The sequence below is a fragment of the Nitrospiria bacterium genome, assembly GCA_035498035.1.
Taxonomy (GTDB): Bacteria; Nitrospirota; Nitrospiria; order JACQBZ01; family JACQBZ01; genus JACQBZ01.
Map to the genome: position 1 here is coordinate 24,469 of DATKAN010000007.1, position 12,758 is coordinate 37,226.

Annotated in this window: 9 protein-coding genes; 3 read left to right on the top strand and 6 right to left on the bottom strand. The window is 58.8% G+C overall.

The window, feature by feature from the left end:
• The first annotated feature begins 67 nt into the window (after window positions 1–67).
• Window positions 68–850 carry a lytic transglycosylase domain-containing protein gene (locus VMN77_00800; protein HTN42316.1) on the top strand — a complete coding sequence of 261 codons (783 nt, stop codon included), beginning with the start codon at window positions 68–70 and terminating at the stop codon, window positions 848–850.
• 131 nt (window positions 851–981) lie between these two features.
• On the opposite strand, the gene nth is transcribed toward VMN77_00800, so the two are convergent.
• Window positions 982–1,638 carry an endonuclease III gene (gene nth / locus VMN77_00805; GenBank protein HTN42317.1) on the bottom strand — a complete coding sequence of 219 codons (657 nt, stop codon included), beginning with the start codon at window positions 1,636–1,638 and terminating at the stop codon, window positions 982–984.
• A 130-nt stretch (window positions 1,639–1,768) separates the two neighbouring features.
• Here nth and VMN77_00810 point away from each other — a divergent pair, with 130 nt between their 5' ends.
• Both VMN77_00810 and polA read left to right on the top strand, forming a co-directional pair.
• A complete protein-coding gene (locus tag VMN77_00810; GenBank protein HTN42318.1) occupies window positions 1,769–2,026 on the top strand; it encodes a PGPGW domain-containing protein in 258 nt (85 codons plus the stop codon).
• Between the two features lie 32 nt (window positions 2,027–2,058).
• On the top strand, window positions 2,059–4,803 hold the full coding sequence (gene polA, locus VMN77_00815) for a DNA polymerase I (GenBank protein HTN42319.1): 2,745 nt from the start codon (window positions 2,059–2,061) through the stop codon (window positions 4,801–4,803).
• 79 nt (window positions 4,804–4,882) lie between these two features.
• Here the strand turns inward: polA and VMN77_00820 are convergent, their stop codons facing one another.
• From VMN77_00820 to VMN77_00840, 5 genes are all read right to left on the bottom strand, one after another.
• Window positions 4,883–5,992 carry a hypothetical protein gene (locus VMN77_00820; protein HTN42320.1) on the bottom strand — a complete coding sequence of 370 codons (1,110 nt, stop codon included), beginning with the start codon at window positions 5,990–5,992 and terminating at the stop codon, window positions 4,883–4,885.
• Between the two features lie 221 nt (window positions 5,993–6,213).
• A complete protein-coding gene (locus tag VMN77_00825; protein ID HTN42321.1) occupies window positions 6,214–7,284 on the bottom strand; it encodes a YncE family protein in 1,071 nt (356 codons plus the stop codon).
• Between the two features lie 24 nt (window positions 7,285–7,308).
• Window positions 7,309–8,433 carry a YncE family protein gene (locus tag VMN77_00830; GenBank protein ID HTN42322.1) on the bottom strand — a complete coding sequence of 375 codons (1,125 nt, stop codon included), beginning with the start codon at window positions 8,431–8,433 and terminating at the stop codon, window positions 7,309–7,311.
• An 18-nt stretch (window positions 8,434–8,451) separates the two neighbouring features.
• Complete coding sequence (locus VMN77_00835; protein HTN42323.1) at window positions 8,452–12,252, bottom strand: hypothetical protein; 3,801 nt, start codon at window positions 12,250–12,252, stop codon at window positions 8,452–8,454.
• Between the two features lie 115 nt (window positions 12,253–12,367).
• Window positions 12,368–12,758, bottom strand: a 391-nt coding sequence (locus VMN77_00840; protein ID HTN42324.1) for a hypothetical protein, incomplete at its 5' end; no start/stop codon positions are given.

The following is a 12,758-nucleotide window of genomic DNA, read 5'->3' on the forward strand; positions in this document are numbered from 1 at the left end:
GGGCCTCAGTCAGATGGTTTTACCAGGGGATGAAATCATCCCCTTCACGGAGGGAGCCACTATGAGCATGGCGGCCGGAAACAATCCATCGAGACCCAATTCGTTGCCGATTCGCACCGGTCTGTTTCTGGGCATCGTGATTCAGTCGATGATTTTGGTTGGATTGACCCAGGGTCGCCCGGTCCAGTCGGTACAATCTCCCGCGTTGTCATCTCCAAACGAGGCCGCGGCGGCGGCCTACTCCTTTTCCGATTGGTGGATCAACTACGACCGGGCGGCTATGACGGATCAGATCCGTCAGGCGAAGACCATTTCGCTTACGGAACCCACCGCCTTCAAGCGGATCTCCAAAATCCACCAGATCCTTCACGATTTTCATTCGGGACTCCCGGTTGAAGATGAAGAACGACTGGCCAAACTGATTTACCAAGAGAGTCTTCGATACGGTTACGCTCCTGAATTGATCGTTTCGTTGATCATGACCGAAAGCTCCTTTTATCGATGGGCGTACTCCCGTAAGGGCGCAATCGGTTTAATGCAGATTGAACCCTTGACGGGACAAGAGATGGCCGAGATCAATCAGATGCCCCTCCGAAGCGTGAAGTCCCTCTACGATCCCCAACTCAACATCAAGCTGGGAATCCAGTATCTCGCCTTGCTCCATCAGCGGTTCGGCGATCTGAGGCTGGCCCTGACCGCGTACAACTACGGGCCGACTCGCGTCGCGGCATTCATGGACCGGGGCGAAAACCTTCCACCCGGGTACACCCAAAAAATTCTTCATCAGTACAAACAACTTCTCCAAAAAAGCTCGGAGATTCCGCCCTCGGCCGACGACAGCCGATCTTGATCCATCCTAGGGCCTCGGGTCTCCCCCTCAACGACTGCTGCAAACCGCAGAGGGCAGGCCGGCGAAGCCCGATGGGGCGTCCCCCTCAGGCTCGCGTTGCCCGCTGGGCAGATACTTATAGAGGATAACCTTTACCGGCTGCGTCCGACCCCCACGCGATCGCAGTAGCTTGCAATCGTACACCGGCTGCAGTAGGGCGAAATCGGCTTGCAAAGATTCTGCCCGTAGGTCACCAGAAGATCGTTAAAGATAATCCAATAGCGCTTGGGAAGTTTTTCCCGGAGGGCCATTTCGGTTTCTTCCGGGGTCTTCGTCTTCACATAGCCCAGTCGATTGCTGATTCGATGGACATGGGTGTCCACGCAGATCCCGTGTTTCCGAAACCCCAGGGTTACAACCAGGTTTGCCGTCTTGCGCCCGACCCCCTTTAAGGTAAGCAGTTCCTCCAGTACATCCGGAACCCTCGCGTCATACCGCCGAATGAGGTCCCGGCTGACCGAAAGGAGGGTCCGGGCCTTGGTCCGGTAAAAGCCGACGGGATAGATGGCCTTCCGTATCGTTTGGGGAGACAACCGGACCATTTCCTCCGGGGTCTTCGCCAGGCGAAACAAGCGCTCCGTCGCCTGCGCCGTCGTGCTGTCTTGTGTCCGAAGGCTCAAGAGACAGGAGATCAAGACCTGATACGGATCGTTCGATCGGTCGGCCACTACCCCGACGATGGGAACCCGCCACTTTCGGATCTCTCGTTTAAGAATTCGGACGATGGAATGAATGGCTTGATCGTTCATGTTGAGGCCACGATATTGTACACGATCGCGCGCCGGAATCCAAAAGGAATAAAGGACACGGCAGTTGAATTGGTCCTTTGAGAGTGGTACGATAGGCCGGCATTTGATCGATGGGAGGAAACGGGCGCCGATGATGGCCCTGGCCAGAAAAACCCTGATTCACTTGGTCGGATGGAGTTTTATCCTGCTCGGAATTATCGGCCTCTTCCTGCCGGTTCTTCAAGGTATTTTATTTCTCCTGATCGGTCTTCTGGTGCTCTCAAAAGAGAACCGGTTTGCAAAGGACCTCCTCAATCGGGTCGAGAAACGGTACCCGGACCAGTACCGGAAGATGCACGAGTTCAACGAACGACTGAAAAGCCAGATCCGGAGTCTTCTGAAGAAATAGCCTCACCTGCCTGTCTCGTCCGGAGAATATCCATGTCCGTCCAGACCGACCTCAAAGGAAGCAAACGGCCCCGCCTTTTTCTTATCGACGGCCACTCCTACATCTACCGGGCCTACTTTGCCATTCGAAACCTCTCCACCTCGAAAGGCCTTCCGACCAACGCCATCTACGGCTTCACGACGATGCTGTTGAAAATCGTCCGCGACCAACGGCCGGACTACCTCGCGGTGGCTTTCGACGCCAAAGGCCCCACCCTCCGGCACACGGAATACCGGGAATACAAGGCCCAGCGGCCGGAGATGCCCGACTCTCTGAGCCGCCAGATCCCGTATATCCACCGCGTGGTGGAGGCCTTCCGCATCCCCGCCCTCCTTCAGGAGGGATTTGAGGCGGACGATCTGATCGGCACGCTGGCCCGCCAGGCGGAGGAGGCCGGACTGGACGTGACGATCGTCAGCGGCGACAAGGACATGTTCCAACTGATCTCAGGGCGGACCTCCGTGTACGACACGATGAAGGAAAAGGTGTACCGGACGCCGGATGTTCAGGAACGTTTCGGGGTCGAGCCGGACCGGGTCGTCGAGATCATGGGACTGATGGGCGACTCGATCGACAACATCCCGGGCGTCCCGGGGATCGGGGAGAAAACGGCCGTGGATCTCATCCGGCGTTTCGGTTCGATCGAAAATCTACTGGCCCATCTTGAGGACCTTGAAAAACCCAAACTCCGCGAAAACCTTCGCGCGTTCGCCGAGCAGGCCCGCTTAAGCCGCCAGCTGGCGCAGATCAAACGGGACTGCCCGGTCGAGCTGAACCTCGACCGGTTTCATCGGACCGAAGCGGACACGGATGCGGTGACCCGGCTGTTTCTCGAGCTGGAGTTCGGCAGCCTGCTCAAACGGATCGAAGCGCCCGCCGACTCCGGCGAGCCCGGTCGGGCCGCTTCCGGGTCGGGCCGGGTGGAGATTCCCGGGTCCGACGAGTCGCTTGGCGAGATGATGCGCTTCTTATTCTCCGCAAAAGCCATCGGAGTCGGTTTCTGGACCCTTCCGGACGGTGCGGTCCCTTCGGCGGGAGGGACTTCCGGAACGAATCATGCTCCCGGTCGGGATCGGTCCGCGGTTCTCGGAATTTCCCTGGCGATATCGGACCGCGTTTATTATATCCCAATGAGCCATCACTATCTGGGGATCCCGACGACGCCGGCGAGTCGCGCCGTCATCGAACGGCTTCGACCTCTGCTTTCGGACCCCTCGATTCGAAAGGTCGGTCATGACCTCAAAGCCGCCCTGCTGACCTGCCATCAGAGCGGCCTCTCGATCGAAGGGCCGGCCTCCGACACCATGATCGAATCCTATCTTTTAAACCCCAATCGCCGGGACCACAGCCTTGAAACCGTCGCGATGGATCGACTCGGCCTCCGCTTGCCCGAACTGGACTCGCCTCTTACGCCGGAAACACCCGTCGAGCTCATGGCTGCGGCCGCGGGCGAGCGAACGTCGGCCCTTCTGCAACTGGACTTCACCCTCCGGCCGCTCCTTCACGAACAGGGTCTGGACCGCCTGTTTGACGAGATCGAGATGCCGCTGGTGCCGGTCCTGGCCGAGATGGAAGAGATCGGCATCAAGCTCGACGTCGACCGGCTTTCGGCCCTCTCAAAAGAACTGGAAACCCAACTCTCGGGAATGGTGGAGCGGATCCAAGCCCTGGCCGGAGCGGAATTTAATCTGAACTCCCCGAAACAGCTGGCCGAGATTCTTTTCGACCGGCTCGGTTTGAAACCCGTCAAGAAGACAAAAACGGGTTACTCCACCAACGAAGAGGTCCTGCAGCAGCTCGCCCTTCAGCATGAGCTCCCGGCCGAGATTCTCAACTACCGGCAATTGACCAAGCTCAAATCGACCTATATCGATGCGCTCCCTCGACTCGTCCATCCCGAGACCCGGCGTCTTCATACGTCGCTGAACCAGACCGTGGCCGCCACCGGCCGCCTCTCCAGCAGCGAGCCGAACCTCCAGAACATCCCGGTCAAGGGCGAATGGGGTCCGCGGATCCGCCGCGCCTTTATCGCGGAAAAAGGATGCCGACTGCTTTCGGCCGATTACAACCAGGTCGAGCTCCGCATCCTGGCCCATCTTTCGGAGGACCCCAACCTCCTGTCGGCCTTTCAACGCGGGGAAGATATTCACACGACGACCGCGGTGCAGATCTTCGGATTGTCGCCGGACCAAATCACCCCCGAAATGCGGCGCACCGCCAAGACGGTGAATTTCGGGATCATCTACGGTATCAGCCCCTACGGCCTGTCCACAACGCTGGGCGTCTCCCAGTCGGAGGCCAAGCAATACATCGACCGGTATCTGGATCTCTACAGCGGGGTCCGCCGTTTCATCGAAAAGACGATCGGGGAGGCGAGGGAACGGGGCTACGTCACGACGATCTTCTCAAGACGCCGTCCGATTCCGGAGCTGGCCGGTGAAACGCCGGCCGTGCGGGGTCTGGGCGAGCGCACCGCGATCAACACGCCGATCCAAGGCAGCGCCGCCGATCTGATCAAGCTGGCGATGATTCGTATTGCTCATCGATTGAAAAAGGAAGGATATCGCGCCCGGATGCTGCTCCAGATCCATGATGAATTGATCTTCGAAGTTCCGGAAGGAGAAATCGAGCCGATCGAAGGGCTGGTGCGGGCCGAGATGGAGGGCGTGATGCCGCTGGCCGTGCCGCTCAAGGTCGACATCGGCGTCGGCGCCAACTGGGCCGAGGCGCATCCGTAGTTATCCAGCGAGCAAAGCGAGCGGGAGGGGGAGGCTCCGTTATCGGAGGGGGCGACGCGAGCCCCTATGATGTCACCGATTACTGAACCCTCAGCGTCGTCCAGGTCTGTCCGCCGTCGGTCGTTTTGATGAACTGTCGATTGAATAGCGCGGCGTAAAAGGTGGTATGGTCGATATCGGTCTTCATGTAATCCGCCACCGCGAAGGCCGTGAGGCCGGGTTGAAGGATTTCCAAAGGCGTCGAGCAGTCCAATAGGATACACCAAAAGCCCCCCCGATCCACGCTCCGAACGATCCCGTCGGAACCCGCGTAGAGGGTCAGGTCCGTCGTGTTGGGACCGATCAACGGCACCACAAAAAAGATCGTGAACTTGAATTTGGGATCGTAGGAAAGGTTAAAAGTGGTCCCCGAATCCGTGCTCTTGTAAATCCCGCTGCCGCCCGAACCAGCCTCCCCCCCGCTCGTCCCCACGTACAGCTCGGACTCCAGTTGCGGATTCACGGCCAGAGAGACAATTTCCTCCTGCGTCAGCGCCTTCAGGCCGGGGGTGGCCTCGTTCCATTGGGCCTCGGTGGTTCCGCGACGGAAAAATCCGCCTCCATCCGTTCCGATATACAGATGGCTGCCGGTCGTATCTTGGATAAGGTTGGGATAAATAGCGATCGCGGTGACGGCCGGGTTGGGTAGGCTTTGATTGATTTGGGTGTAGGTGGACCCCCCATCAATGCTCCCCCAGACCCCGCTCGTCTGGCTGGCCACATAAATTCCCCGGCAGGGGGGTGAGTTGGCCGGACAGGAGTTACGGTCGATGACGATCCCGCGTATGTCCGTGATCGGGGTTGCCCCGACCGGAGCCGACCAGGTCTCTCCGGAATCAAAGCTTGAAAAAATTCCCCCGTTTTCCGTGCCGGCATAGATACGGGACGGCGTGAACCAGTCGATCGCCAGGGAGGTGACCTTGAGGTCGATCAGCCCGTTGTTGATCGGCGCCCAGGTACTGCCCCCGTCGGTGCTCTTGACGACGCCGCCGCCGTCGGTAGCCACATAGAGCGTGGTCGGCGTGACGGGATCAACCGCGATCGCCTTGAGGTCGAAGGTGCTCGAAATTTCGTTGGAGGGGGAACCCCAGCAGCCGGACAGGAGCGGGACGAGGATTAAAATCCGGAGAAGTCGCCGGCATGGCGACACTTGTTCAGCACCGGCCCGAGCAGCGACCTCGGCTGAGGTTTGGGCACCCGGCTCGGCGAAGGACGCGGCCCGAAGGGTCAATTTTCCGCTAAGCCCCTTCGGAAAATTGAGCGGCCGAGCCTTAGCCGGGTCAAAACTCAGCCGCCGGAGCCGCGAAGGCCGCGCTGAACAATGTCGTCGATGTCCGATTCCGGAAGGGCTGAGAGAATCAATGGAGGCCATTACATCAAGGGGATTCGGTAATGCTGCACCACCCGTTGTCCCGCGGTATCGATCACCGAGAGATTCTCCTCGCCGTAATTCGTGAGGAAGACGTTCTTCCCGTCGGCCGAAAGGGCGATGGACCGCGGCGACGTACCCGCGTCCAGGGTCTTCCGGACCGTCCCGGTGGCCGTGTCGATCAGAGAAAGGGTGCTGGAGTGTTGGTTTAATACATAGGCGGTCTTCCCGTCCGGCGTGAGGGCGATTTCCATCGGCCCCTCTCCCACCGGGATGGACCGGGTGACCTCAAAGCTCGTCAGGTCCACGACCGCGACGCTGTTCGCCCCGTCGTTGGCGACGTAGGCCCGCCTTCCGTCCGGCGTCACGGCGACGGCCATGGGCGCCTGGCCGACCTCGACCCGCCGGAGGATTTTATCCGACACGGTATCGATCACGGCCATGTCGGTGAACCCGTGATCGACGACGTAGGCGAAGCGGCCGTCTGGCGAAAAGGCGATCCCGCAGGGGCGGCTGCCCACCGGGATGGTCCGGACGACCCGATTGGAGGCCGTATCGATGATGGAGAGATCATCCGATCCGTGGTTGCTGACGTAGAGAAATTTCCCGGAAGGGGTCAGGGCCGCACGCATCGGATTGCGCCCGACCGGGATCGTCGCCGTCACCCGTTGCGCGGCGAGGTCGACGACCGAGACCGAATCGGAAAGATGATTGGCCACGTAGCCCTCCTTCCCGTCGGCCGAGATCGCCATGAAGATCGGGGCGCTCCCCACGGCCACATGGCTCACCGCCTGCCGGGACCGACGGTCCACCTGCAAGAGCATCCCCTCGCCCGCCTTGGCCCGGAGGAGATAGAGCTGCTGGTCCGACGGACCCGCCACCACGCGAAGCGGCTCCTGACGGATCGCGCTCCACATCGCCTCATCCTTGTCGGCATCCGGGCCCTTCAGCATCCAGTTCTCGGACGCGTATGGCTTCTTCGCCGAATCGGAAGTCGTGCCGCAGCCGGCCAGCCCTCCAACCGCAACCGTCAGGATGACGAGACTTGAAAAGATCAATTCGCCCCTTTTCATTTTTCTTTCCCCCATCGATTACGCCTAAAGCGGAACCTTGTCGTATTGGCCGACCACGCTCTTCTTTTCGGTATCCATCAGGGTGACATCGCTCCGCCCCTCATGGGTGACATAGAGAAACCGGCCGTCGGCCGTCAGCGCCATCGAGCCCGGGAAATGACCCACCGGGAGCGTCGCGACCACCCGCCCTTCGTTCGTATCGATCACCGACAGGTCGTTGGACCGGGCATGGATGACATACGCGGCCTTCCCGTCCGGGCTGAAGCTCACCTCGACCGGACCTTCACCAACGGAAACGGTTTTCACGACTTCGAGCCGGGCCGTGTCCACGACCGAGATCGTATCGGAACCCTCGTTCGCCACGAGGATCGTCCGGCCGTCCGGGGTGATTCCCAACCCCATCGGCATCTTTCCGACCTTGATGCGCTTGACGATCAGGGAGGTGGCGGTCTCGATCACCGCCATCTCCTGCCCGCCGTGATGAACGACGTAGGCGTACTTCCCCTCTGGATCAAAGACGATCCCGCAGGGCCAATGTCCGACCGGGATTTCCCCGTCCACCAGATGGGTCGCCAGGTTCAGAATCGAGATGCTGTCCGACCCGTGATTCGTCACGTAGGCGTAGTCTCCCGACGGGGCGATCGCGATCCGGATCGGGCGATGGCCGACCGGAATCGTCTGGATGACCTTTTGTGTCGCTGTATCCACCACTGATACGGTGTCCGACAAATGGTTCGCGACATACAGTTCTTTACCGTCGGGGGTCAGGGCCAGCGCGATCGGCACTTTTCCGATCTCTACCCGGCCGGTGATCCCGTAATTCACCCGATCCAGAATCAGGAGCGTCCCGTTATCGTCCGCCTTCGCGGTCCGAAGGAGATAGAGCGTGCGGTCGTCGGGAGAAAGGGCGACCTTCAGGGGACTCTGCCGCATGACACGGTAGATCCAGACCGCGTCTTCCGAATTATAATCATAAATTTTCTCTGAAAGCGGATGGTTTATTTCCTGATCCTCACCTTTTTCCTGGAATTGAGTAGGGGAACCCTCCGGCGCCGACGCGGAAGTTTGATTCCGCGATAATCCTCCGCAACCCATAATCATGTATAGGACCATACCAAGGATGGGCAAGGCGACCGTCTTTTTAATCATGACGAATCCCACCATCATTTAAGGTCCCGTGGCGTAGAACACCCGGGTGGAATTGTCCAGGACGGACCACCCGAGGAAGAGCGACAAGGCATTTCCCGCCCCGCCTGTGCCGGGAAGACCGATGACAGGGTTGTAATAGGCACTTTCGCCCATCACGCCCCCATCCACATTTTCCGCCCCTTTCCAGCCGGTCGCGAGGGCCCCGCAAGTGTTCAGTACCACGATGTCGTTGGCATAGCAGTTGCTCTCGATCCGGAATTGGGTCCCGTCGTTCTGGGTCCAAACCGCCACACCGTTGCCCGCGTTGTCTACTGCGATCTGCGGCGCGTGCGCATCGCCACCTCCGGCGTCAATCTCCACGGGCCCAGACCAGGATGTACCGTCAAAACGATGCGCCTGGATGCCAAAGGTCGTTCCATCGTAAGTTTCGTAAACCGCGACGGCCGTCGCGCCCGCGCCCCCATCCGGCTCGATCGCAATCCGGGGATTGTTGAATTTGCAGTTGAGTATCACTCTCCCTGTCCCGGGGGTGCCGTCACCGTCGATCAAAATCCCGGAGGGACAGCCCCCGGCAAACGGCCCGATCCCGAAGGCCGTGGGGGTCGTTATGGAGGTTATATTATCCGGAGTTGTCACAACAGGATAAGTACCATAATTGGCCAGGCGGGCGAGAGACCAGCAGACTGGAACGTTGGCCTGGGTCCAGGATGGACAGGCACTTCCCAATGTGGCGATATCAAACTCCCGGCCCACGATCGCGGCACCCATATAGGCTTCAAATGCATTCTCATCAGGCAGACAAGCCGAACCCGTATCTAGGTTGTTACAAGTCCCATTATTTAGAGGTGTTACCCCAAAGTCCTCGCTCAATCCCCAGGATGTTTTAATCAAAACAAAGGCCTTGCCCGTATTGTCCATGGCAAGATCATATTCATTGACGTTTATGCAGGCATCGGTGCTGCTGACATCTCCTCGAGTAGCCGGTCCCCCCGTGCTGGACACGAAACAGATAAGTTGTTGTGGAAGGGCAACGCTCCCGGGGGTGCCGGGGGTGCTCCCGGTGCCGGCTAAATTGGTATCCGGATCAAGATCGATGGGACTCTGCCAGCTCGTCCCGTCGAAAAGGTTGGCATGGAGCTCGGAGTCCATGCAATTGATTGCAGGGAGGGTCAAATTATAGTTGACGGTAATGGGGTCAATGGTCGGTGTGGCAAAGCAGTCTGCCTGTTGAATCATTTGGATGAAGGTCGCGATCGCGCGCCCGGCGCTGTCCACCTTCACCCGTGGACTCAGGGTGGGTTGAACCACAAAGGCGGCCCCGCCGCTGATGTAACAGATGCCGTCATCCACGCCGCTTCCGGCGGGGCAGATGGTGTCGCTGGTGTCCCATCCAACGCCGTTCACAAACCGCCGGGCCACCGTCTGCCACCCAGCCGAAAATCTCCAGATATCCCCATCCTGACTCGAACCGTTCCCAAATCCCGCGTACAGCTCCCCGTCATACACGGCCAGGGAATGAACCGAATCATATTGGGCCGGCGTGTAGGGGGGCTGGCCATCATTGCGGACGTCGGTCCAGTCCGACGGTACCGGAGGGTCGCACACCCTGCACCGCTTGATATCCCCGTCACCACCAGCGGCCGCCGTACCCGGATTGCCTAAACCGATATATAAAAATCCATTATAAGAGATCATGGAATTGACGGCTTGATAATTTTCCGGATAATTGGTTGCTTCAAACACCTGATTCATGTCGCCCAGCGTACCGTCGCATGCGGTGCAGCGCCAGATATCGCCATTTCCGTTGGTCGCCTGGGTAAGATCGTCCCCGTAGCCGATATAAAGCTTGCCGTTGTGAACCGCCAAGGACAGGACGGCTCCGTACGTGCCCGAATTATCGATCACGTTGGTCCAATCCGACCCGTCGCAAATCGTGCAGCGTTTCACGTCGGCCGTATTGGTGGTAGCGGTTAGTCCGTTTCCAAACCCCGCATAGAGTTGAGGGCTGGGGCAGGTCGGGCATTGATAGACCGTCATGGCGCTTACACTGCCATAGAAATTTACATTAGGAGTTGGCGGACTGTTCCAGACCATTTGGAAGTCTCCCGGAGTAACACCGTCGCACACTGTGCAACGCCATATATCTCCATTGCCAGTAAACGGTGCCAGTCCATTCCCGTTTCCCATCCCGATGTAGAGTTGATTGTTGTAGACCGCCATCGACCGCACTGCGTTATAGGAGGAAGCGCCCCCCACGTTTGCGCAGGGGGGAGATCCGCCGCCGCACGACAAATTATTCGTGATCAATGTGGTCCACGTGGTTCCGTCAAAAACTCTAACATCCCCTTCAAAGTTCGTCGCATTACTTCCCAGTCCCGCGTATAATTTGCCGTTGTAAATCGCCATGGATGTCACTAGTTCGTATCCATTTGTGGGGTCACCGTCATTAAAGGAATAGGACCACGCATTCGTGCCCTTGTTATAAACGTAGATATCAGCGTCTCCGCGTTGGATGCCGCCCATTCCGGCGAATAGTTGGTTTTGGTAAACGCCCACCATCGACGGGACCAGGGCACAATTATTATTCGCAAAACCCGGACATTGCGCGGTCTGGTCGGTAATGATCGTGACCGTAACTCGATTAATGTTGAGCACTCCCGCCGCCGGATCCGTATCATTGTCCGATATCAAGACGCCAAATGATGGGTTGGGGGACAGGGGGGTGCCGACATCGGTCGGCAGCCAGGATGATCCCCATTGATCATTCAGATCCCCCGTCGTGGTGGTCGTATCCGTGGTCTGGTTCATCTGGATGCCGGTCTTGCGAATGCCGTCCAACGTGCAACCGGTCTTTGTCAGCCCAATGCGGTACTGGCGATCCGTTGCGGTTCCGGATGCCCCGTTGCCTTGCACGCTTACAATAATGCCCTTGATATAGTTCGCCGTAATAACAAACCCGAAACCGGTAACACAGAGGTCATCCTGAGTTGTGCCACTGTACGTAGCATAGAAAGTGTCCGAAGCATTCACGGCGTTGCTTAAAGTTCCGGATGGAGTGGCAGTCCAGTTTGTCCCCGATGCCACCGTAGGCGAACGGGGAGGAACAGGATTATTATTCGAATCGAATATTTGAGTCCAATCCTTTTCATTGAATTGCGACCAGGCTGCCATCGCGCTTCCGGCCGTCGGCGAAAGCGCGATGGCCGGATCGCCCGCATCAAAGGCGGCATACTCGATCGAGTCATTGAGCTGCTGAAACGGCCCCCAGTTCTTGCTGCTGAAGCTGTACCGTCGAGCATAGACCCGCATCGCCGTGCCGTCATGCTGCTGCCAGACCACGATCGCATCCCCGTTGGCGTCCATTGAGACCTTCGGTGACCAGGCGTCGTACTGCGCTTTGCCGGTATCAATCACGCAGACCCCGTCGTCCCCCGTAATGTCCGGATTGCCGAAGGGAGAGATGCCCGCCGGACAGATATTGTTGGTCGTATCCTTCGTGTCAAAGACCCCGCCCGTCCAATGCGCCGCGTAGAGATGATAGACCGCCGGAAAACTGTCCGCGGGGTCCAGGTCCACTTGCTTGACCCAGACTGCGACCGCGCCGCCTCCCCCATTCGGCTGGACTGCAATTTCCGGTGTCACATCCAAAAACGGACCGGAATCAAGCGGCGTGCCCGACGGCAACCAGACCCCGGCCCTGCGGGTGTCGGAGGAATTACCGGACGAGGTCGTGGTGCTCATCCCGCAGCCGGCCGCAAGGCATAGGCTCGCCAAAACGGCGATAAGGGCCACCGGGTTTAATGATTTGAGCGGTTTCATTTCATCCCCGTCCGCTTTCCTTACTGGCCTTAATGGCTATTGGTTCTTGATACAAATAAGGTCTTAATTATACTACGATCTCTCGGAATAGTATACCCGCAACAAGTTTTCAAATTCAGTTCGACCTTGCAAAATAGATGTCGTTGCCTTCCTCTTCCGTACGCGAATCGGCATCGGGGGAAGATACAAAGGGATTGCCGCGTCCGTCCGTCCAGAGGAGGTAGGCCCTTCCCTCCCCATCCACCGCCAGGCTCGGGTGGTAGTGAAGGGCGCTGACGGTGTCATCATTCACCTTTTGGTTGGACCGGAGGCTCACCGGACCCGTACCGATCTGCGCGAAATAGATATCGGCCTGGCCGTTCCGGAAGTCTTCCCAGGCCAGGTCAATCCCGCCTCGCGGATCGAAGGCGACGGAGGGAAAGGCCTGCGGACGGCCCGTTCGGTCATCGTTCACCTGTATGGGCGGGCCAAAATGGCCGCCGCCGTCCGCGCTGACGGCCAGCTCG

Excerpts from the sequence above, each read along its gene's own strand:
- VMN77_00825 (HTN42321.1), bottom strand. The coding sequence starts at position 7,284 with ATGAAAAGGGGCGAATTGATCTTTTCAAGTCTCGTCATCCTGACGGTT.
- VMN77_00810 (HTN42318.1), top strand. The coding sequence starts at position 1,769 with ATGATGGCCCTGGCCAGAAAAACCCTGATTCACTTGGTCGGATGGAGT.
- VMN77_00830 (HTN42322.1), bottom strand. The coding sequence starts at position 8,433 with ATGATTAAAAAGACGGTCGCCTTGCCCATCCTTGGTATGGTCCTATAC.
- polA (HTN42319.1), top strand. The coding sequence starts at position 2,059 with ATGTCCGTCCAGACCGACCTCAAAGGAAGCAAACGGCCCCGCCTTTTT.
- nth (HTN42317.1), bottom strand. The coding sequence starts at position 1,638 with ATGAACGATCAAGCCATTCATTCCATCGTCCGAATTCTTAAACGAGAG.
- VMN77_00800 (HTN42316.1), top strand. The coding sequence starts at position 68 with ATGGCGGCCGGAAACAATCCATCGAGACCCAATTCGTTGCCGATTCGC.
- VMN77_00835 (HTN42323.1), bottom strand. The coding sequence starts at position 12,252 with ATGAAACCGCTCAAATCATTAAACCCGGTGGCCCTTATCGCCGTTTTG.